Genomic DNA, 21,690 nt, shown 5'->3' on the forward strand with positions numbered 1-21,690 from the left:
GTCAGTTCACCTTCCCGAGCGTCTCCGCCACCGCACGCGGCAGCCATTCCCGCGCCTTGCCGAAGGCGAACCCGAGCTGTGTGGCCCGCGCGTTGTCCATCCCGTACGAACGCGCGAAGGAGAACGGCGAGAACTCCCCGATCTCGACGGCCCTGAACACGGCCCTGAACACGGCCCGGAAATCGGCCTGGAACGCGGTCCGCCCGCCCCGGAGGTGCTCCGCCAGCGCCTCGCACAACTCCCCGGTGGTGAGCACCCCGTGGGACGCGGCGTTCACCGGCCCGGTGAACTCCTGGCCCGCCGCCCACGCCAGGAAGTCGGCGATCTCCTCCACGTGGATGTACGTCGCCGGGTGGTTCGTGGCGGGGACGGCGATCGTCTCGCCCGCGCGGATCCGCTCGGCGTAGTGGTCGAGCCGTCCGGTGAAGTCGTCGTCCCCGCCCAGCACATGGGCGACGCGCACGGTCACGTACGGAAATTCGGGGTCGGCCGCGAAGACCGCCTCGGCCTGCCGCTTGCCCTCGCCGTAGTGGGTGTCGAGGAACTCCGGGTCGTCCCAGGGGAGTTCGAGATCGACGGGGACCGTACGCGGGTTCACGGCGTCCTCGCGTACGAGTTCCGCCGAGTCCTCGTACTCGTACACCTCGACCGTCGAGGTCATCACGTACCGCCGGGTGCGTCCCGCGAAGACCCGGCGGGCGATCTCCGCCTGCCTCGGCGTGTAGCAGACCTGGTCGACCACGACGTCGAAGGTCCGTGAACCGAGCGCTTTCTCAAGGGAATTCTCGTCATTGCGGTCGGCGACGAGATGAATCGTTCCCGGGGGAGGCGGCGACGAGCCGCGATTGATGACGGTGACCCTGTCTCCCGCGGCCGTCAGCCTGGCTATGAGCCGCTTGCCGAAATAGCGGTTTCCGCCAATGACACACACCTCGCGCACGGCGCGCCTCCCGTAATGCCCTTCACCGCGGTCCTGTTCCGTGGACCCTGTGGTCATAATTCTTCCGGCGTACGAGTGAGGTCTGAAGGGGGAGTCATGGGAGATCCGGCCGCGATACCGAAGGAACCACGGCATCTGCGAGCCGCCGCCAACGAAACGTCGGCGGCCTTCGACGCCCTGGACCGGCAGATCCTGGAGCTGCTCCAGAGCGACGGCCGGATCAGGCTGAGCGAGCTGGGCCGCCGGGTCCGGCTGTCCCCGGCGGCGGTCGCGGAACGCGTCCGTCGGCTGGAGTCCGTCGGTGCCGTCACCGGCTACGGCGCCCATGTCGCGCCGTCCCGCCTCGGCTACGGCATGCAGGCCTTCATCCGCGTCAATCCGCACGGCGGCTACACGCTGAAGCACCCGCGGACCCTGGAGCTGCTCGCCCGCCCCGAGATCACCGAGGCCCACCACGTCGTCGGCGAGGACTGCTGGATCCTCAAGGTCGCGGTCGAGGACACCCTCCACCTGGAGGAGGTCCTGGAACAGACCTCGGCGCTCGGCCGTACGACGACGTCGATCCTCCTGTCGTCCCCGGTGGAGCGGAAGCCGCTGCTGCCTCCGGCGTTGCCTTGACGCCGGGGTCAAGGATTACGTTCGTACGCATGCGAATCGGCGAGCTGGCGGCGCGGGCCGGGACCACCACGCGGACCCTCAGGTACTACGAGTCGCGGGGGCTGCTGCCCGCGCGGCGGGGGAGCAACGGGTACCGCACCTACGACGAGGGCGACCTGAAGCTCCTGCGGCAGATCAGGACGCTGCAGGACTTCGGGTTCGACCTGGAGGAGACGCGGCCCTTCGTGGAGTGTCTGCGGGCCGGGCATCCGGAGGGCGACTCCTGCCCTGCGTCGCTCGCCGTGTACCGGCGCAAGCTGGACGAACTCGACGCGCTGATCGGTGAGTTGGGGGCTGTACGCGCGCATGTCGGCGAGCAGCTGGCGCGGGCGGAAGCGTCGAGGGACGAGCTGGCGGCCGGGGCGGAGGTTCCGGGCGGTCCGGAGCCCGTGTGTGAGCTGGGAGGGACCTTCAAGTGATCAAGGCAGCGGGTGTGGCGGAAGTGACGGACGCCGACTTCGAGGCGGAGGTGATCGGGGCGGAGCTGCCCGTGCTGGTGGAGTTCACCGCCGACTGGTGCCCGCCGTGCCGGCAGATCGCGCCGGTGCTGAGCGCCGTCGCCGCCGAGGAGCGCGACCGGCTCAAGGTGGTGCAGCTGGACGTGGACACGAACCCGGAGACCACGAACGCGTACGGGGTGCTGTCGATGCCCACGCTCATCGTGTTCCGCGACGGGCAGCCGGTGAAGTCGATGGTGGGCGCGCGGCCCAAGCGACGGCTGCTGGAGGAACTGGCCGACGTGCTGTAGCCGGCCAGTCGGCCGACAGCCGCGTCCGCCGGTATCCATCGGCCGAAACTCCCGGGCCAACAAGAAATCCCCCGCGGCCAATTGCCTGCGGGGGATTTCTCTGCGTATATTGAATGGTTCGCGACTTCAAGGAAGTTGGTCGCGAAGAAGTTCACTAGGCGCAGTATATCCGGCCGGGAGCGGAATTGTCAAACAGGGGATCACACACAGAATTCACCGACGATGAATTGAGGCAGGAGCAGGAATTCATCGACGGTCTGTACGCGCGCGTGGACGCCCTGCGCGGCGGCACCGAGGCCTCGGTGACGGACGCGCTCGCGCAGGGCAGCACGCCGATGCAGGCCCGCCTGGAGCGGGACATCCTCGTCGCCGAGCGCTCGGGCCTGCTCTCCGCGCTCAACGCGGTGGACGGCTCGCTCTGCTTCGGCCGTATCGACCTGACCACGGGACTCACCCACCACATCGGCCGTATCGGCATCCGCGCCGACGACACCGAGCACACCCCGATCCTGATCGACTGGCGGGCCCCGGTCGCCCGCCCCTTCTACCTCGCCACCGGCCACACCCCGATGGGCCTGCGCCGCCGTCGGCACATCACCACCGAGGGCCGCTCGGTCGCCGCCCTGCACGACGAGATCCTCGACCTGGGGGACCAGCAGCGCACCGGGCACGAGGACCCGACCGGCGACGCCGTGCTGCTCGCCGCCCTCAACTCCGCGCGCACCGGCCGCATGAGCGACATCGTGCAGACCATCCAGGCCGAGCAGGACCGCATCATCCGCGCCCCGCACCGCGGAGTGATGGTGGTGGAGGGCGGCCCGGGCACCGGCAAGACCGCCGTGGCGCTCCACCGGGCGGCCTATCTCCTCTACGAACACCGGGAGTTGCTCGCCAAGCGTGCCGTCCTGATCGTCGGCCCGAACCCCGCCTTCCTCGGCTACATCGGCGAGGTCCTGCCCTCGCTCGGCGAGACGGGCGTGCTGCTCGCGACCGTCGGCGAGCTGTACCCCGGTGTGAGGGCGACCGCGTCCGACACCCCCGAGGCCGCCGCCGTGAAGGGCCGCGCCGAGATGGCCGACGTCCTGGCAGCCGTCGTACGCGACCGGCAGGCGCTGCCCGACCCGGTGATCGCCATCGAGCACGACCGGGACATCCTGATGCTCGACGCCGGTCTCGTACGCGTCGCCCGTGACCGCACCCGCGAGGTGAACCTGCCGCACAACGCGGCCCGGGAGCACTTCGAGGGCCACATCCTCAACACCCTCACCGACATGCTCGCCGAGCGGATCGGCACGGACCCCTTCGACGGCACGAACCTGCTCGACCCGAGCGACGTCACCCAGATCCGCGACGAGCTGGCCGAGAACCGCGAAGTCTGGGCCGCCATCGACCAGTTGTGGCCGCGTATCACCCCGCGTCGGCTGATCGCGGACTTCCTGGCGGAACCCGACGCGTACGTGTCCGAGGCGGACGCGAACGCCATCCGCCGTACGGTGACCCGGGCCTGGACCACCGGCGACGTCCCTCTTCTCGACGAGGCTGCCGAACTCCTCGGCGAGGACGACCGGTTGGCGAAGGCGGCGGCGGAGCGGGAGCGCAACCAGCAAGTCGCTTACGCCCAGGGCGTGTTGGACGTCTCCTACGCCTCGAGGACGTACGAGTTCGAGGACAAGGACGACGAGGACGCGGAGGTGCTGTCCGCGCACGACATCATCGACGCCGAGCGGATGGCCGAGCGCCACGAGGAGGACGACCACCGCAGCGCCGCCGAACGGGCTGCGGCCGACCGGACCTGGGCCTTCGGGCACATCATCGTCGACGAGGCGCAGGAGCTGTCGCCGATGGCGTGGCGCCTGCTGATGCGCCGCAGCCCCACGCGGTCCATGACGCTCGTCGGCGACCCGGCCCAGACGGCCGACGCGGCGGGCGTCGGCTCCTGGTCGGACATCCTCCACCCCTACGTCCAGGACCGCTGGGAGCACACCCGCCTCGCGGTCAACTACCGCACCCCGTCCGAGATCATGGACGTCGCGGCGGCCGTCCCGCGGGCCGAGAACGCGGCCTTCGAGCCGCCGAGTTCGGTCCGCTCGACCGGTGTACGCCCCCTGGTCCGCGAGGCCGCCGACGTCGCCGAACTGCCCGGCGCCGTGGAGAAGGCCGTCGCGGAGCTGGCTCCCGCGGAGGGGCGGCTCGCGGTGATCGCCCCTCGCGACCTGCATGCGGCTCTGGCCGCGCGGCTCGACGGGGTTACGGCCGGGGCGGAGCCCGACCTCACCCGTGCGGTCGTGCTGCTTGACCCCCGCCAGTCGAAGGGCCTGGAATTCGACGCGGTCCTCGTCGTCGAGCCGGGCCGCTACGGCACGAGTGACCTGTATGTGGCCCTGACGCGGGCCACGCAGGCGTTGGGGATCGTGCACACGGGGGAGCTGCCGCAGCCCCTGGCGAAGGCGCTGAGCTCCTAAGGCCTTCTCCGCCCCCGCCGCCCCTACCCATTCCCGTCCCTGACTCAGGGGCTCCGCCCCCGAACCCCCAAAAGATTGCGCAGTTCCCCGCGCCCCTAAAAAGGGGCGCGGGGAACTGCGCAATCAGCGGCAGCGAACCTGCACTCGTACCACTCCGCAAGCCTCCGTCCACCCAACCTGTCCGGCGCCTGAGGACGCGGCCGTCCAGGCTGATGCCCCCCGGCACCCCACTCAGCCCGTCCGGCGTTTGAGGACGAGGCCGTCAGGCCGATTTCCCCACCCGCCCACGGTCAACCCATCCACCCCCCAGCAGCCCCCTCCCCCCCAGCCCCTCCGGCGTTTGAGGAGCGGGGGTTCGGGGGCGGAGCCCCTGAGTAAGTGACGGGAATGGGTAGGGGCGGCGGGGGCGAGAAAAAGCTAAGCCGGCCGCAGCCACACCGTTGCCAGTGGTGGCAGTGTGAGGCGGATGCTGGCCGGGCGGCCGTGCCACGGCTGGGCGTCGGGCTTGACGGGGTCGGGGTTCGTCACGTCGGCCCCGCCGTAGCGACCGCCGTCCGTGTTCAGGGCCTCGTGCCACGCAGGCACATCATCCGGAACCCCGAGTCGATACTCGTGCCGGACCACCGGCGAGAAGTTGGACACCGCCAGCAACGGCGACCCGTCCGCCGCGTGACGCAGGAACGCGAAGACGTTGTCCTCGACCGCATCCCCCGCGATCCACGCGAACCCGGAGGGATCGATGTCCCGCTCCCAGAGCGCAGGAGCATGCCGGTACACGGTGTTCAGGTCCCGGACGAGGTCCCGCACACCCTGGTGATCGGCGGCGGCCCCGTACGACGGATCGAGGAGCCACCAGTCGGGCCCGTGCGCCTCGGACCACTCCGCGCCCTGCGCGAACTCCTGCCCCATGAAGAGGAGTTGCTTGCCGGGATGCGCCCACATGAAGCCGAGATAGGCCCGCAGAGTGGCCCGCTGTTGCCACCAGTCACCCGGCATCTTGGACACCAACGACCGCTTCCCGTGGACGACTTCGTCGTGGGAGATCGGCAGGACGTAGTTCTCGCTGTACGCGTACACCATGGAGAACGTCATCTCGTGGTGGTGATACTTGCGATGGACCGGCTCGTGCGCGGCATAGCGGAGCGAGTCGTGCATCCACCCCATGTTCCACTTCAGCCCGAAGCCGAGCCCCCCGAAGCCGCCGGGCCCGATGTGGTGGGTGGCCCGCGTGACGCCGTCCCACGCCGTTGACTCCTCGGCGATCGTGACGACCCCCGGCTCGCGCCGGTACAGGGTCGCGTTCATCTCCTGGAGGAAGGCCACCGCGTCGAGGTTCTCGCGCCCGCCGTGGGCGTTGGGCGTCCACTGCCCGGGCTCGCGCGAGTAGTCGAGGTAGAGCATGGAAGCCACCGCGTCGACCCGCAGGCCGTCGATGTGGAACTCCTCGCACCAGTACACCGCGTTGGCGACGAGGAAGTTGCGCACCTCCCGGCGTCCGTAGTCGAACTCCAGGGTTCCCCAGTCGGGGTGCGCGGCCCGCAGCGGATCCTCGTGCTCGTACAGGGGCCGGCCGTCGAACTCGGCCAGCGCCCAGTCGTCCCGCGGGAAGTGCGCGGGCACCCAGTCCATGATCACGCCGATCCCGGCCCGGTGCAGCGCGTCGACGAGGTACTTGAAGTCGTCAGGCGTGCCGAGCCTGGCCGTGGGCGCGTAGAAGCCGGTGACCTGGTAGCCCCACGAGCCGCCGAAGGGGTGCTCCGCCACCGGCATCAGCTCCACATGAGTGAAGCCCAGGTCCGAGACGTACACCGGCAGTTGCTCGGCCAGCTGACGGTACGTCAACCCCGGTCGCCAGGACGCCAGATGGACCTCGTACACGGAGAAGGGCGCCTCATGGGCCGGTGGGTCGGAGGCCCGCCGTGCCATCCACTCCCCGTCCTGCCACTCGTGACGCGAGGCGTGCACGATGGAGGAGGTGGCGGGCGGGATCTCCGTACGGCGTGCCATCGGGTCGGCCCGCATCGTCTTGGAACCGTCGGGCCGGGTGATCTCGAACTTGTAGAGCTCGCCCTCGCCGATCCCGGGAACGAACAGCTCCCACACCCCGGAGGAGCCGAGCGACCGCATCGGGAAGGCCGTGGCGTCCCAGAAGTTGAAGGACCCGGCGACCCGCACGCCACGGGCATTGGGCGCCCACACGGTGAAACGGGTGCCGCTCACGCCCTCGTGCACCATCGGCTCGGCGCCGAGCGCCTTCCACAGCTGTTCGTGCCGCCCCTCGCCGAACAGATGCAGATCGAACTCGCCGATCGTCGGCAGGAACCGGTACGCGTCCTCGGTGTCCTGAACCGTCCCCTCGTACTCCACGAGCAGCCGGTACGCGGGCACCTCCCGCAACGGCAGCACGGCCGAGAAGAACCCCTCGCCGTCGTCGTTCAGCTCGGCCCGCAGCTCCTCGGTGACGACCGTCACCGACAGCGCGTACGGCCGCAGCACCCGGAAGACCACACCGCCGGGCACGGGATGGGCCCCGAGCACGGAGTGCGGCTCGTGATGCGCGCCCCCGAGCAGCCGCTCCCGGTCACCCCGGTCCAGCACGGCCAACGGCCGCACATCCGGCACGGCAGGCTCCACCACGGCCGGCTCCACGTCCCGTACGGGCGCGGCAGCCTCTACCTCTACGGGTTCCACATCGCGTACGGGCTCCGCGTCCTGCATGGTCGGCTCCACATCGTGTACCGGCTCCGCGGGGTCCGCGACCGCGGGCTCGGTCTTCGCCTTCGCCTTGGCGGCGGCCTTGCCATTACTGGCCTTGTCCTTCGCGCTCTTCGGCTTCTTGGCGGGCGGGTTCGGGCGGGGCGTCACGGGTGGAGCCTCCTCGGCGGAGTCGACGGTGGTGAAAAGGCGGGCGGGGCGGGCGGGACGGACGGAACGTGAGGGACGTAAGGGCGCCTACGACGACCCGGAGAGGGCCAGGCGGCGGACCGCCTCCATCGGCACGGGCAGCCAGTCGGGCCGGTGCCGCGCCTCGTACACGACCTCGTAGATCGCCTTGTCGGTCTCGTACGCGCGCAGCAGCACCGGATCCGTACGCGGATCACGCCCGCCCGCCTCCGCGTACCCGGAGCAGTAGGCCGCCCGGCAGGTGTCGGCCCAGCCGGGCACGACGGGTGCGTGCGAGTGCGCCGCGTAGTCGAAGGAGCGGAGCATCCCGGCCACGTCCCGCGCGGTCGGCTGCGGCATCCGCCGCTCGGCGAGCGGCTTGGACGGTTCGCCCTCGAAGTCGATCAGCGACCATTCACCGGACGGCGACCGCAGACACTGCCCGAGGTGCAGGTCACCGTGGATCCGCTGGGCCGTCCACGTCTCGCCCTCGCCCGCCAGATCGGCGAGCGCCTCGAAGGCGGTGTGCAGCCCGGGCGCGTACGGCCGCAGCGCGGGCACCGCCTGGGCGGCAGCCTCCAGCCGCTCGGTCATACCGTCCACGAGCAGTTCCATCTGTCCGCGCCCCATGGTCACCGTGGGCAGCGCCCGCGCCAGCGCCATGTGCACCTCGGCGGTGGCCCGCCCCAGCGCCCGCGCCTCACCGCTGAAGTCCTCGCCCTTGGCGAGCTCCCGCAGCGCGAGCTCCCAGCCGTCCGCCGCACCCTGGACGAAGGGCTGCAGCACACCCAGTACGTACGTCTCGTCGGCCAGGTCCGCGAGCAGCCATCCGGCGGGCGCCGGAACCCGGGGGCAGCCTTCGCGGGACAGCACCAGCGGCAGCTCCAGGTCGGGGTTGTCCCCCGGCACGATCCGCCGCAACAGCTTCAGGATGAACGTATCTCCGTAGACGATCGAGGAGTTCGACTGCTCGGCCGTCACCAGCCGCGGCACCAGACCGTCCCGGATCTCCTGCCGCATGTCCCGCTCGAAGCGCAGGTCGCCGACGCGCGCCCGCGACCGCAGCGCCTCCAGGAGCACATCGGCGGGCCGTGCGTCGTGCAGAGCCTCGTACACGGTCCGTCCGGCCAGCGGTCCCTCGGTCGGACGGCCGATCAGCGCGGGCGCCAGCCGTGGCGGCAGTGTCTCGCGCACACCGATCAGGAGCTGGTAGCAGTCGGCCGGATGCGTGGCGGCACTCTGCGTCGGTACGAGCGGCTGGTGCGCCCGCACGAGCAGATGCAGCAGCCCCAGCTTCGCGTCCAACGGCAGCACCTCTGTCGCCGCCACCAGCGAGAACCCGGTGACGGGACGGCCCTTACCCGCGAACCACCGCTGCCGTGGCAGCCACTCGCGAAGCAGCGGATCGAGGGACGCAAGGAGGCCTGGACTCGTCGAAGCGGAGTGCACGGAGCGGGTGACGGCTTCCGACATGGCGTCGCGTCCTTTCCCCAGGACCCGGAAACCGGGTGAGTCGGGGTGTTACTGATGCGTGCCCAGGGCGGGGCGGGAGAAACCGCCCCGCCCCTGTTCTACTCCTACCTGCTTCTTCTCCCTGTTTCTAGGCCATGTCCTTGCGGAGTCGGAACCAGTAGAAGCCGTGTCCGGCGAGGGTGAGGAGGTAGGGGAGTTCGCCGATGGCGGGGAAGCGGACGCCGCCGATGAGTTCGACGGGGTGGCGTCCGCTGAAGGCCTGGAGGTCCAGTTCGGTGGGCTGGGCGAAGCGGGAGAAGTTGTGGACGCACAGGACGAGGTCGTCGCCGTGTTCGCGCAGGAAGGCGATGACGGCGGGGTTGGAGGAGGGCAGTTCGGTGTAGGAGCCGAGGCCGAAGGCGGGGTTCTGCTTGCGGATCTCGATCATCCGCCGGGTCCAGTGCAGCAGCGACGAGGGCGAGCTCATGGAGGCTTCGACGTTGGTGACCTGGTAGCCGTAGACCGGGTCCATGATCGTCGGCAGGTAGAGGCGTCCCGGGTCGCAGGAGGAGAATCCCGCGTTGCGGTCCGGGGTCCACTGCATGGGGGTGCGGACCGCGTCGCGGTCGCCGAGCCAGATGTTGTCGCCCATGCCGATCTCGTCGCCGTAGTAGAGGATCGGCGAGCCGGGCAGCGACAGCAGCAGCGCGGTGAAGAGTTCGATCTGGTTGCGGTCGTTGTCCAGCAGGGTGGCGAGCCGCCGTCGGATGCCGATGTTGGCGCGCATGCGCGGGTCCTTGGCGTACTCCGCGTACATGTAGTCGCGTTCCTCGTCGGTGACCATTTCGAGGGTGAGTTCGTCGTGGTTGCGCAGGAAGATGCCCCACTGGCAGCCCGACGGGATCGCCGGCGTCTTCGCCAGGATTTCCGAGACCGGGTAGCGGGACTCCCGCCGCACGGCCATGAAGATGCGCGGCATGACGGGGAAGTGGAAGGCCATGTGGCATTCGTCGCCGCCGGCGCTGTAGTCGCCGAAGTAGTCGACGACGTCCTCGGGCCATTGGTTGGCCTCGGCGAGGAGGACGGTGTCGGGGTAGTGGGCGTCGATCTCGGCCCGCACCCGCTTCAGGACCTCGTGGGTGGCGGGCAGGTTCTCGCAGTCGGTGCCCTCCTCCGCGAACAGATACGGCACCGCATCCAGGCGGAAGCCGTCGATGCCCAGGTCCAGCCAGAACCGCAGCGCGGAGACGATCTCCTCCTGCACCGCCGGGTTCTCGAAGTTGAGGTCGGGCTGGTGGGAGAAGAAGCGGTGCCAGTAGTACTGCTTGCGGACGGGGTCGAAGGTCCAGTTGGAGGCTTCGGTGTCGACGAAGATGATGCGGGCGTCGGGGTATTGCTTGTCGTCGTCGGCCCACATGTAGTAGTCGCCGTAGGGCCCGTCTGGGTCGTTGCGGGACTGCTGGAACCAGGGGTGCTGGTCGCTGGTGTGGTTCATGACGAAGTCGATGATGACGCGCATGCCGCGTTGGTGGGCGGCGTCGACGAACTCGACGAAGTCGGCGAGGTCACCGAATTCGGGGAGGACGGCGGTGTAGTCGGAGACGTCGTAGCCGCCGTCGCGGAGCGGGGATTTGAAGAAGGGGGGGAGCCAGAGGCAGTCGACGCCGAGCCATTGCAGGTAGTCGAGTTTGGCGGTGAGGCCTTTGAGGTCGCCGATGCCGTCGCCGTTGCTGTCCTGGAAGGAGCGGACGAGGACTTCGTAGAAGACGGCGCGTTTGAACCATTCGGGGTCCCGGTCTTTTTGCGGGGTGTCTTCGAAGGTGTCCGGGACGGGCTCGTTGACGATCATGGTGTGGGTGACCCTCCGGTTGGCGGTGAGGACGGTCGCAGGACGGTCAGTACGTGCGCGGGCTGGTGCCCGGGCGCTAGGCGTACGTAGTTGGTCCTGCCCCAGTGGTAGGTCTCGCCGGTGAGCTCGTCGCGCACCGGGAACGACTCGTGCCAGTCGAGGCCGAGTCGTGGCATGTCCAACGAGACCGTGGCCTCCTGGGTGTGGTGAGGGTCGAGGTTCACGACCACCAGAACCGTGTTCGATCCGCTGCGTTTCGAGTACGCGATCACCGCCTCTTTGTCCGCCTGGTGGAAGTGCAGGTCGCGCAGTTGCCTCAGGGCCGGACTGCGGCGCCTGACCGCGTTGAGTTCGGCAATCAGAGGCGCGATGCTACGACCCTCGCGCTCCGCCGACTCCCAGTCTCGCGGACGTAGTTGGTACTTCTCCGAGTCCAGGTATTCTTCGCTCCCGTTCCGCACCGGGACGTTCTCGCACAGCTCGAATCCGCTGTAGGCACCCCAGGCCGGCGACAGGGTCGCGGCGAGCACGGCCCGCAGTTCGAAGGCGGGCCGACCGCCCTGCTGGAGGAATTCGTGCAGGATGTCGGGGGTGTTGGCGAAGAAGTTGGGCCGCATATAGGCGGCCGCCTCGCCCGACAGCTCGGTGAGGTATTCGGTCAGTTCTTCCTTGGTGTTGCGCCAGGTGAAATACGTGTACGACTGCTGGAAACCGATCGCGCCGAGCGTGTGCATCATCGCGGGGCGGGTGAACGCCTCTGCCAGGAAGATGACATCGGGGTCGGTGCGGTTGATGTCATCGATCACCTGCTCCCAGAAGATGACCGGTTTTGTATGGGGGTTGTCCACACGGAAGATCCGCACCCCGTGACTCATCCAGAACCGCAGCACCCTGAGCGTCTCCTGGACCAGACCTGGCATGTCCTTGTCGAAGGCGATCGGGTAGATGTCCTGGTACTTCTTCGGGGGGTTCTCGGCGTACGCGATCGTGCCGTCCGAGCGGTGGTGGAACCACTCCGGGTGCTTCTCCACCCACGGGTGGTCCGGCGAGCACTGGAGCGCGAAGTCCAGGGCGATCTCCATGCCCAGGCTCTCGGCCCGGCGTACGAAGGCGTCGAAGTCGTCGATCGTGCCGAGGTCGGGGTGGACGGCGTCGTGCCCGCCCTCCGGTGAGCCGATCGCCCAGGGCACCCCGACGTCGTCCGGGGACGCGTCGAGCGTGTTGTTGGGGCCCTTGCGGAAGGTCGCGCCGATGGGGTGGATCGGTGGCAGGTACACCACGTCGAAGCCCATCTCCGCGATCGCGGGCAGCCGTCGCGCGGCGGTCCGGAACGTGCCGCTGACCGGCGGCTTGCCGGGCTCCACGACCGCGCCCTCCGAGCGCGGGAAGAACTCGTACCAGGAGCCGTACAGCGCCCGCTCCCGCTCCACCAGCAGGGTCAGCCGCTCGGCGGACGAGACCAGTTCGCGCAGGGGGTGGCGCGCGAGGACGTGGTCCACGTCGGGCGTGAGCGCGGCGGCGAGGCGGGCCGCGGCGGGCCGGTCGGTGTCGCGCAGGGCCTCCACGGCCGCGAGGATCGCGTCACGGCGGCCCTTGCTCTTCGGTACGCCGGTCGCGGCACGCTCGTACAGCAGCGCGCCCTCCTCCAGGACCAGCTCGGTGTCCATGCCCGCCGGGATCTTGATCTGCGCGTGGTGGCGCCAGGTGGTGATCGGGTCGCCCCAGGCCTCCACGGTGTAGGTCCAGCGGCCCGGCCTCGGTACGGAGACGGTGGCGCCCCAGCGGTCGGTGCCGGGGGCCAGCTCGCGCATCGGGGTCCAGGGGCCCGAACGGCCTTCCTGATCACGCAGGACGACGTTCGCGGCGACCGCGTCGTGGCCCTCGCGGAAGACCGTCGCGGAGATCTCGAAGGGCTCGCCCACCACGGCCTTCGCGGGGCGGCGCCCGCCCTGCACGAGGGGGCGCACGTCCAGCACGGGGATGCGCCCGATCAGAGGGCCGCTTCCCGGGGCCGGGGCGAGCGCGGGGGCGGACGTGCGGCGGGCGGTGCTCTTGGGGGCGGTGGTCGACGGCCGCGGCTGCTTGGCGGGCTTGGGCGGCTTGGACGGTTTCGCCGACTCTGCGGATTGCAGTGAGTCTCCCGATGGCACCGATGTCACCGATTCTGCCGATGGCGCTGATTCTGCCGGTTGCTGTGCTTTTGCCGGTTGTGGTGACTCTGCCGGTGTCGCCGGTGTGGCCGGCTCCTCCGGTGTTGCCGGCGCCTCCGGTTTCGCCGACTCGGCGGGTGTCGCCGACTTTGTCGACTTTGCGGGCTTGGGCGTCTTGGGAGTCTTGGCCGGCTTGGTGGCCGACTCGACGGTCCTTGCCTTCGGCGGCTGTGGCCGGTCGGCTTTCTCTCCCTGGTCGGGAGGCTCGGTGGTGCTGGGCGTCGGGGGTGGTGACGGCTGGTGGTGCATGGCGGGCATGACCGCTCCTGTCCGCGTCAACGTGGGTGGGCGGATGAGGGTGTGGGGAGGTTGGTCCTGCTGGGCGTACCGGTGGAGCCTTCCCACTCTTTTCGGGTGGGCAATCCGGCACTTTGTTAACTACTCGCGCGTATGTCTACACACAAGACCGGCCTCGTCCGGTGAGAATCCGCCAAGGATCCGTAAAGGATCGGTTGGGGATTCGCGGGACGAGGCCGGTCGGTGAATACGCAAATACTTAGGGGTTGTCGACTTGCAGGAGCTTGTTCGGTGAGCCGAGCCCCGCGTTGGACATCTTCCCGGAAGCTGCCTGCTCGACAAGAGCCTTGCTGACATCTGCGGGTGTCGCCCAGGCGTGGTCGGCCAGATGGAGCGCGGCCGCACCTGCCGCGTGCGGTGACGCCATCGACGTACCGGAGAAGGTCGCCCTGCCCGTGTCGCTCGCGTTGGAGGCGGAGGTGACGTCCACGCCGGGGGCGAACAGATCGAGCCGCGCGCCCCAGTTGGAGAAGTCCGCCCTCGCGTCCTTCTTGTCGCTCGCGCCGACCGTGATCGCCTCCTTGACACGGGCCGGTGAGTAGAGGCTCGCCGGGAGGCCGTCGTTGCCGGCCGCGACCGCGTAGGTGACGCCGGAGGCGATGGAGTTGCGGACCGCGGCGTCCAGTTGCGGGTCCGCGAGCCCGCCCAGGCTCATATTGGCGACGGCCGGCTTCCGGGCGTTCTTGGTCACCCAGTCGATGCCCGCGATGACCTGCGAAAGCGTGCCGGCGCCGTTGTCGTCGAGGACGCGGACGGCGACGACCTTCGCCTGTTTCGCGACGCCGTATGTCGTGCCCGCGATCGTGCCCGCCACGTGCGTGCCGTGGCCCTGGCCGTCCTGGGCGACGGCGTCGTTGTCGACGAAGTCCCAGCCGTTGCTCGCCCGGCCGCCGAAGTCCTTGTGGGTGATGCGTACGCCGGTGTCGATGACGTACGCCGTCACGCCCTGTTTTTTTTTTTTTTTTTTTTTTTTTTTTTTTTTTTTTTTTTTTTTTTTTTTTTTTTTTTTTTTTTTTTTTTTTTTTTTTTTTTTTTTTTTTTTTTTTTTTTTTTTTTTTTTTTTTTTTTTTTTTTTTTTTTTAAAAAAAAAAAAAAAAAAAAAAAAAAAAAAAAAAAAAAAAAAAAAAAAAAAAAAAAACAGCCCGCGGACTCCGGCCAGGTGTAGCTGCTGTCCAGCGGCAGGTCCTGCTGGTCGATGCGGTCGAGGCCCCACGGCGGGTCCGACTGCCGGTGCTCGACGGCCACGGTGGCGTCCCGCGAGACCGAGGCCACCCGGGAGTCGGCGGCCAGGCGCCTGGCCTGCCTCTCGTCGACCTTCACCGCATAGCCGTTGAGCGCGGTGCTGTAGGTGTGGCTTATTTTCGCTCCGTACTTGGTGGCGACGGCCTTGCCCGCCTTCGACGGAGCCTTCGTTCCCCCCTTGAGCGTCACTATGTAGCTGCCGCTGACGGAACCCGTTCCGCCCGCGCCGGATATCTGCCCCTCGGGGGCGGCGTGTGCGGGCAGGGTGATGGCCGAAAGCACCGCGGCCGTCATGACCGCGGTAAGGCCTCCCGCCCAGTGCAGCCGCCGCTCGCGCGTCACTGCCATGGTGTGAGTTCCCCTCCTCGACTCGGCGTGCTCCGGCCGGTGGTGCGCGCGGGCCCGATGGGGCTCTGGCGGGCCTCGCGAGTTCCCCGTACGGGTCCTGCGAGGCCGTGGCCGGATCGCCACTTGGCAGCCTCTCGTGCGGTGTGAAGCGCCACAAGGTCGTACGAGGGGGCGGAATCGGCCATATCGCCCGTGGCGGACATGTAAAGGTTGCGGCGATTTCCGGCCCTTCCACGGGGGGCGCGGGGCCCTGCCGCCGAAGGCTCCACCGCGCGGGCGTGATCAGTGCCGATCGGCCCCCGGTCGCAGTACCGCACATCCCGCGGAGCACTTCGCGCCGTAGTTGCGGAGGCGCCCTCGCCGCTACCGTCATGGGTGACAAAGTGCGCACAGCGACGTGCGTCCGCCGGTTCGCCCTGATCCGCCCGCCCATAGCAACGCCGATACGCCGTCCTGGTAAGTCCTCCGTGAAGGTGGAAGCTCGTGAAGGCCATCCGCAGATTCACCGTGCGTCCCGTACTCCCCGAAGCCCTTCACCCCCTCAGTGATCTGGCGCGCAATCTGCGCTGGTCCTGGCACGCCGAGACCCGTGACCTCTTCCAGTCCGTGGACCCCGAACACTGGGCCGCCTCCGAATGCGATCCCGTACGCCTCCTCGGGAGCGTCTCGACCGAACGGCTGGCCGAGCTGGCCGAGGACCGGCGCTTCCTGCGGCGGCTCGCCGCGGCCGCCGACGACCTCAAGGACTATGTGGGCGGGGAACGCTGGTACCAGTCCCAGACCTCCGAACTCCCCGCCGCCATCGCCTACTTCTCACCCGAGTTCGGCATCACGGCCGCCCTGCCGCAGTACTCCGGCGGCCTCGGCATCCTCGCCGGGGACCATCTCAAGGCGGCCAGCGACCTCGGCGTACCCCTGATCGGTGTCGGACTCCTCTACCGGCACGGCTACTTCCGGCAGTCGCTGTCCCGGGACGGCTGGCAGCAGGAGCACTATCCGGTCCTGGACCCGAACGAACTGCCCGTCTCCCTGCTGCGCGAGCCCGACGGCACCCCCTCGCAGGTGTCCCTGGCCCTCCCCGGCGGGAAGTCCCTCCACGCCCGGGTCTGGCTGGCCCAGGTCGGCCGGGTGCCGCTGCTGATGCTCGACTCGGACATAGAGGAGAACGACCTCGGCGAGCGGGGCGTGACGGACCGGCTCTACGGCGGCGGCAGTGAGCACCGGCTGCTCCAGGAGATGCTGCTCGGTATCGGCGGGGTGCGTGCCGTTCGTACGTACTGCCGGCTGACGGGTCACGCGCAGCCCGAGGTGTTCCATACGAACGAGGGTCATGCGGGATTTCTTGGCCTGGAACGAATTCACGAACTGTCTTATGAGGACCTGGATTTCGACGCCGCACTCGAAGCGGTCCGGGCGGGCACGGTCTTCACGACCCACACCCCCGTGCCCGCCGGAATCGACCGCTTCGACCGGGAACTGGTGGCCCGGCACTTCGGCCCGGACGCGGAACTCCCGCGCATTGACGTCGAACGCATTCTGCGATTGGGAATGGAGACGTATCCGGGCGGCGAACCGAACCTCTTCAACATGGCGGTGATGGGCCTGCGGCTGGGCCAACGCGCCAACGGGGTGTCGCTGCTGCACGGACAGGTCAGCCGGGAGATGTTCTCCGGGCTCTGGCCGGGCTTCGACCCGGACGAGGTCCCGATCACCTCCGTCACGAACGGCGTGCACGCGCCGACCTGGGTGGCCCCCGAGGTCTTCCGCCTCGGCGCCCGCCAGATCGGGGCGCAGCGCACGGAGGATGCGATGACGGTCGGCGCCTCGGACCGCTGGGACGCAGTCGCCGAGATTCCCGACCAGGACATCTACGACCTGCGCCGCGTGCTGCGCGAGCAGTTGGTGACGGAGGTACGGGAGCGGCTGCACGCGTCCTGGCGGCAGCGCGGCGCGGGCACGGCCGAACTGGGCTGGATCGACGGCGTGCTGGACCCGGACGTCCTGACGATCGGCTTCGCGCGTCGCGTCCCCTCCTACAAGCGCCTGACGCTGATGCTGAGGGACCGGGACCGCCTGATGGACCTGCTCCTGCACCCCGAACGGCCGATCCAGATCGTGGTGGCGGGCAAGGCGCACCCGGCGGACGACGGGGGGAAGAGGCTGGTCCAGGAACTGGTCCGGTTCGCCGACGACCCGCGTGTACGCCACCGGATCGTCTTCCTCCCCGACTACGGCATGGCGATGGCGCAGAAGCTCTACCCCGGCTGCGACATCTGGCTCAACAACCCCCTCCGTCCCCTGGAGGCCTGCGGCACGTCGGGCATGAAGGCAGCGCTCAACGGCTGCCTCAACCTCTCCGTCCTGGACGGCTGGTGGGACGAGTGGTTCCAGCCGGACTTCGGCTGGGCGATCCCCACGGCGGACGGCACGGCGGTGGACGACGACCGCCGGGACGAGCTGGAGGCGTCGGCGCTCTACGAGCTCCTGGAGCAGCGGGTGGCCCCGCGCTTCTACGAGCGCGGCCAGGCGGGCCTGCCCGACCGCTGGATCGAGATGGTCCGCCAGACCCTGACCCACCTGGGCCCGAAGGTCCTGGCCGGCCGCATGGTCCGCGAGTACGTGGAACGCCTCTACACCCCGGCGGCCCACGCCCACCGCGCCATGTCCCCTTCCTCCGCAAGGGAGTTGGCGGTGTGGAAGTCCCGGGTGCGGGGGGCGTGGCCGCACGTCACGGTCGACCACGTGGAGACGTCGGCGGGGACTCCGACAGCCGAACTCGGCACCACGCTCTCCCTGCGCGTCCGCGTCGCCCTGGGCGACCTGGCCCCGGACGACGTCGAGGTCCAGGCGGTCTCGGGCCGCGTCGACTCGGAGGACGGCATCACGGACGGCACGACCGCCCCCCTGAAACCGGCGGGCGGCCCCGACCTGGACGGCCGCTGGCTCTACGAAGGCCCCCTGTCCCTGGACCGCACGGGCCCGTTCGGCTACACGGTCCGCATCCTGCCCACGCATCGACTGCTGGCGTCGAGTGCGGAGTTGGGGTTGGTGGCGGTTCCTTCGGAGGAGTTGGGGGAGGGGGCGGGGGTTTTGATGCGGTGAAGTCGCCTGCGCTCAGGGCCGGTTGAGGTGCGGAAGAGGGGGCGGGGGACCCTCGCGCCTCGGTGATCGGAGCTGGTCTAGGGTTGTCGCTCGGGTCCGGAGTGGCAGGGGCAGGGGTGCCGCGGACCCGGTCGGCGATCGGTGGGGGTTGGGCCAGTGGTGAGCGGTGCGCGGCGTGCCATGAAGGCTGTTGTGCTGGTGATCGGCACGACAGTTGTGCTGTCGGCGTGCGGCGGGTCGGGGGACGGGGAGTCGAAGTCCTCCGCCGGTGGTCAAGGGCCGCTCACCAAGGCCCAGTTGACCGACGTGCTGCCCGAGGGTGCCGACCTGCCCGGCTTCAGTGCGGAGCGGCAGAGCCTTCGGCTGCTGGAGGCCAAGGATGTTGTGACGACAGGTCAGGCGGCCTGTCGTCCCCTCGCGGACATGATGAGCGTGAGTCCCCGGCTTCCCCGGCGGGCCATGGTCTGGGCGACGATCGAGGCGGACGGTGCCCCCGCGTCGGCCCCGCCCGGGACCCTGACCCTGACGAGCCACGACGGCGACACCGCCGCGCAGTGGATGACCGGGCTGAAGAGAGCCGTCGCCGACTGCACCCGGTTCACCGCCACGTCGAAGCGCGGCTGGACGTACGACTTCACCGTCGCCTCCGTTCCCCTGGAGCGGATGGGAGACGACAGGGTCGGCTATCGGATCACCAATGTGCTCGACCCGAGCGGGGGCGGCAACGTGATGTCCGTCGTCCGCACCGGCACCACCCTGGCCACGTACCTCCTGCCGCCGTCGAAGAACGGCAAGCCGCGGCCCGTGCCGGAATCCGTCGCCATCGCGCAGGAGAAGAGAATCCGGGCCGCGGCGGACTAGACGAACGACCCTGCCGACGTCGGCCTCGGCGGAATCCGTCGCCCCCCCCGCTACCTCAGAAAGTCGCCCTTCGGGTCCTCGCACATCTTCCGCAGCACCACCCCGCACCGCCGTGCGTAAGCATGCTGCAATCCCCGGGTCGCCGCCCCGCCCGCCTTCGCGTACCACTTCGCCGGGCGGCTGAAGGCGGTTATCGTCAGCCAGACCGTGCCGTCGCCCGTGCGGTCGACGATGAAGGCTTCCTCGCCGGATTCGGGGTGGCCGGGGAGGGTGCCGTAGGCCCAGCCGGCTCGGCGGGGTTCTTCGACCGTCCAGACGATGCGGCAGGGGGCCTGGAGCAGGCCGAGGCCGACCGTGACGTCGACGCCGGGGGCCGCCTGCGGGGCGTCCGTGGTGATCTTGACGCCCACGGCTCTGTGGAGGTCCCAGGTCAGGACCGCCTGGGAGGCGGATTTGAAGACCTCCTGGCCCTCGCCGATGCGGCTGCGGACGTGCAGGGGATGGAAGCCGGGTGGGCACCGGCCGTCGCGGGTCGCACCCACGTCCTCGTACGTGTAGGGCATGGGAACCAAGAGTAGGGCGGTACCCGGGAATGCCTTCGTTCCGGGTACCGCCCATGCTCAACTATTCGACAGTCAGGCCACGTTCACCGCGGACCAGGCCGCCGCCACCGCCTTGTACTCCGTGCTCGCCGTGCCGCCGTACAGCGCCGACGCCGCGCTGAGCGTCGCCGTACGGGCGCCCGCGTACTTCGTCGTCGACGTCATGTACTCGGTGAGCGCCTTGTACCAGATCTTGACCGCCTTGTCGCGGCCGATGCCGGTGATCGTCGAGCCGTTGGAGGTCGGGGAGTTGTAGCTGACGCCGTTGATCGTCTTGGCGCCGCTGCCCTCCGAGAGGAGGTAGAAGAAGTGGTTCGCCGGGCCCGAGGAGTAGTGGACGTCGATGCCGCCCAGGCTGGAGGACCAGCTGTCCTTGGACGCGCCGTCCTTGCTCGGCTTGTCCATGTAGCGCAGCGGGGTGCCGTTGCCGTTGATGTCGATCTTCTCGCCGATGAGGTAGTCGCCGACGTCGGACGCGTTGGCCGCGTAGAACTCCACCGCCGAGCCGAAGATGTCGGAGGTCGCCTCGTTCAGGCCGCCCGACTCACCGCTGTAGACCAGGCCCGCCGTGTTGGAGGTGACGCCGTGGGTCATCTCGTGGCCCGCCACGTCGAGCGAGGTCAGCGGCTTGGTGTTGCCCGAGCCGTCGCCGTACGTCATGCAGAAGCAGCTGTCGCTCCAGAAGGCGTTGACGTACGCGTTCCCGTAGTGGACGCGGGAGTAGGCGGCGACGCCGTTGTTCTTGATGCCGTTGCGGCCGAGCACGTTCTTGTAGAAGTCCCAGGTGGCCTGGGCGCCGAAGTGCGCGTCCACGGCCGCGGTCTGGGTGTTGGAGGCCGCGCCCGTGCCCCAGGTGTCGTCCGCGTCGGTGAAGAGGGTGCCGGTGCCGGACGTACCCCGGTTGAGGTTGTACGTCTTGTGGGCGCCGCGGCCGGTGTCGTTCAGCTGGTACGTCGAGCCCGACAGCGAGGTGCCGATGGTGACCTTGCCGGAGTACTGGCTGTTGCCGGTGCCGGTCTGGATCGCCTCCCACTCGTACAGCTTCTTGCCCGTCTGCGCGTCGGTGACGACGTGCAGCTGCTGCGGGGTGCCGTCGTGCTGGAAGCCGCCGACGACCGTCTCGTAGGCGAGGGTCGGCTTGCCGTCGGCCGCCCAGACGACCTTGCGGGGCGCCTTGTCGGCCGCGGACTTGGTGCTGCCCTCGGCCTTCGCCGCCTTCAACGCCTGCTTCTCGGCGGTGGACTTGGCGATGTCCGGGGTGACGTCGGAGACCTTGATGGCGGCCTTGGTCGCCTTGGTCACGCCCTGGGTCTTGCCGGCCTTGGTCTCGTGGACGACCAAGTCGCCGCCGAGGACCGGGAGTCCGGCGTACGTGCGCTCGTACCGGGTGTGCGTCGTGCCGTCGGCGTCCTTGACGACGTCTCTGACGACGAGCTTCTCCTCGGCGCCGAGACCTATCTCGTCGGCCGTGTCCGCCGTGGCGGCGTCGGCCTTCTGGATGAGGCTCGTACGGGCTGCCGCGGTCAGCTGGACCGGCGCCGCGGCGAGGGTCGACCCGCCGGACTGCTCGGCCGGGGACTGGGCGGAGGCACCGGTGGTCAGACCGGTGGTGAGCAGGGCTCCGGCGGCGACGGCGGTGGCGATGGCCAGAGTGGTGCGCTTGTGACGCGCGTAGAGGGGGGTCACGCAAGCTCCTTCGTGGGGGGTGTCCGACTGGCATGGGGGACCGGTCGGGCGGTTGTGAAGTTGCGGTGCGGGTGTGCCGTAAGCGGTGATGCGGGGTGAACGTTGCCAGTTGAGTCCTGTACATGTCAGCGGGGCGAATAAAGGTTGGCCGGAAATCGTCCGCTGCCCGAAGATCCGCGTACGGATTGCGGACTTGATCGCCCGCAAAGGCCTGGCAAAAGATGGGGAGGCCCTCGCAAGGCCGGGGCAATGACATGGCAATGGCACGGCAAAAGAGCCGCCGCCCCGGGGAGTTGGATCCCCGGGACGGCGCCCTGTGGGCGTGAGCCTGGGTGAGTTCGTATGGCCTCG

General features: G+C 69.1%; 14 protein-coding genes and 1 pseudogene. 6 read left to right on the forward strand and 9 right to left on the reverse strand.

Annotation, left to right across the window (positions count from 1 at the left end; all coding sequences use genetic code 11):
* Position 1 precedes the first annotated feature (1 nt).
* On the reverse strand, positions 2 to 940 hold the full coding sequence (locus tag ACN20J_RS33350) for an NAD-dependent epimerase/dehydratase family protein (RefSeq protein WP_419667431.1): 939 nt from the start codon (positions 938 to 940) through the stop codon (positions 2 to 4).
* Positions 941 to 1,036: 96 nt separating this feature from the next.
* On the opposite strand from ACN20J_RS33350, the gene ACN20J_RS33355 reads away from it, so the two are divergent.
* The 4 genes from ACN20J_RS33355 (at position 1,037) to ACN20J_RS33370 (ending at position 4,807) form a co-directional block, all read left to right on the forward strand.
* Complete coding sequence (locus ACN20J_RS33355) at positions 1,037 to 1,558, forward strand: Lrp/AsnC family transcriptional regulator (RefSeq protein ID WP_419667432.1); 522 nt, start codon at positions 1,037 to 1,039, stop codon at positions 1,556 to 1,558.
* Between the two features lie 29 nt (positions 1,559 to 1,587).
* Entirely contained in the window at positions 1,588 to 2,016 is a 429-nt protein-coding gene (locus ACN20J_RS33360) for a MerR family transcriptional regulator (RefSeq protein ID WP_361922168.1), read from the forward strand.
* Entirely contained in the window at positions 2,013 to 2,345 is a 333-nt protein-coding gene (gene trxA / locus ACN20J_RS33365; RefSeq protein ID WP_308437201.1) for a thioredoxin, read from the forward strand. The genes ACN20J_RS33360 and trxA overlap by 4 nt, the downstream gene beginning before the upstream one ends.
* 167 nt (positions 2,346 to 2,512) lie before the next feature.
* Positions 2,513 to 4,807 (forward strand): HelD family protein, encoded by a 2,295-nt coding sequence (locus ACN20J_RS33370; protein ID WP_419669004.1) that lies wholly within the window; start codon positions 2,513 to 2,515, stop codon positions 4,805 to 4,807.
* 417 nt (positions 4,808 to 5,224) lie between these two features.
* Here the strand turns inward: ACN20J_RS33370 and glgB are convergent, their stop codons facing one another.
* From glgB to ACN20J_RS33400, 6 genes and pseudogenes are all read right to left on the reverse strand, one after another.
* The gene (gene glgB / locus ACN20J_RS33375) at positions 5,225 to 7,672 is read right to left on the reverse strand and encodes a 1,4-alpha-glucan branching enzyme (protein ID WP_419667433.1); all 2,448 of its coding nucleotides are present in this window, start codon (positions 7,670 to 7,672) and stop codon (positions 5,225 to 5,227) included.
* Positions 7,673 to 7,759: 87 nt separating this feature from the next.
* Entirely contained in the window at positions 7,760 to 9,163 is a 1,404-nt protein-coding gene (locus ACN20J_RS33380) for a maltokinase N-terminal cap-like domain-containing protein (RefSeq protein WP_419667434.1), read from the reverse strand.
* 127 nt (positions 9,164 to 9,290) lie between these two features.
* Complete coding sequence (gene treS, locus ACN20J_RS33385) at positions 9,291 to 10,991, reverse strand: maltose alpha-D-glucosyltransferase (protein ID WP_326759408.1); 1,701 nt, start codon at positions 10,989 to 10,991, stop codon at positions 9,291 to 9,293.
* A complete protein-coding gene (locus tag ACN20J_RS33390) occupies positions 10,988 to 13,141 on the reverse strand; it encodes an alpha-1,4-glucan--maltose-1-phosphate maltosyltransferase (RefSeq protein WP_419667435.1) in 2,154 nt (717 codons plus the stop codon). Before ACN20J_RS33390 ends, treS begins: the two co-directional genes overlap by 4 nt.
* 556 nt (positions 13,142 to 13,697) lie before the next feature.
* The gene (locus ACN20J_RS33395; RefSeq protein ID WP_419667436.1) at positions 13,698 to 14,711 is read right to left on the reverse strand and encodes a S8 family peptidase; all 1,014 of its coding nucleotides are present in this window, start codon (positions 14,709 to 14,711) and stop codon (positions 13,698 to 13,700) included.
* Positions 14,636 to 15,088 (reverse strand): annotated as a pseudogene (locus ACN20J_RS33400) (S8 family serine peptidase); the annotation flags it as partial. The pseudogene ACN20J_RS33400 and the gene ACN20J_RS33395, both read right to left, overlap by 76 nt.
* A 483-nt stretch (positions 15,089 to 15,571) precedes the next feature.
* Between ACN20J_RS33400 and ACN20J_RS33405 the strand changes: the two are divergent.
* Together ACN20J_RS33405 and ACN20J_RS33410 are read left to right on the forward strand one after the other, a co-directional pair.
* Entirely contained in the window at positions 15,572 to 18,190 is a 2,619-nt protein-coding gene (locus ACN20J_RS33405; protein WP_419667437.1) for a glycosyltransferase family 1 protein, read from the forward strand.
* A gap of 180 nt (positions 18,191 to 18,370) precedes the next feature.
* Entirely contained in the window at positions 18,371 to 19,051 is a 681-nt protein-coding gene (locus tag ACN20J_RS33410) for a hypothetical protein (RefSeq protein WP_190232625.1), read from the forward strand.
* Between the two features lie 50 nt (positions 19,052 to 19,101).
* On the opposite strand, the gene ACN20J_RS33415 is transcribed toward ACN20J_RS33410, so the two are convergent.
* Together ACN20J_RS33415 and ACN20J_RS33420 are read right to left on the reverse strand one after the other, a co-directional pair.
* Positions 19,102 to 19,614, reverse strand: coding sequence for a DUF1990 family protein (locus ACN20J_RS33415; RefSeq protein WP_190232624.1), 513 nt, complete (start codon positions 19,612 to 19,614; stop codon positions 19,102 to 19,104).
* 72 nt (positions 19,615 to 19,686) lie between these two features.
* Positions 19,687 to 21,339: a M4 family metallopeptidase gene (locus tag ACN20J_RS33420; RefSeq protein WP_362001504.1), complete on the reverse strand. Its 1,653-nt coding sequence runs from the start codon at positions 21,337 to 21,339 to the stop codon at positions 19,687 to 19,689.
* Positions 21,340 to 21,690 lie beyond the last annotated feature (351 nt).

This window comes from Streptomyces sp. 2-1, assembly GCF_048564895.1.
In the GTDB taxonomy this organism is placed as follows: domain Bacteria; phylum Actinomycetota; class Actinomycetes; order Streptomycetales; family Streptomycetaceae; genus Streptomyces; species Streptomyces phaeochromogenes.

Coding starts and splice junctions, on each gene's coding strand:
- ACN20J_RS33355 (WP_419667432.1), top strand. CDS start 1,037: ATGGGAGATCCGGCCGCGATACCGAAGGAACCACGGCATCTGCGAGCC.
- ACN20J_RS33360 (WP_361922168.1), top strand. CDS start 1,588: ATGCGAATCGGCGAGCTGGCGGCGCGGGCCGGGACCACCACGCGGACC.
- ACN20J_RS33380 (WP_419667434.1), bottom strand. CDS start 9,163: ATGTCGGAAGCCGTCACCCGCTCCGTGCACTCCGCTTCGACGAGTCCA.
- treS (WP_326759408.1), bottom strand. CDS start 10,991: ATGATCGTCAACGAGCCCGTCCCGGACACCTTCGAAGACACCCCGCAA.
- ACN20J_RS33410 (WP_190232625.1), top strand. CDS start 18,371: ATGAAGGCTGTTGTGCTGGTGATCGGCACGACAGTTGTGCTGTCGGCG.
- ACN20J_RS33415 (WP_190232624.1), bottom strand. CDS start 19,614: ATGCCCTACACGTACGAGGACGTGGGTGCGACCCGCGACGGCCGGTGC.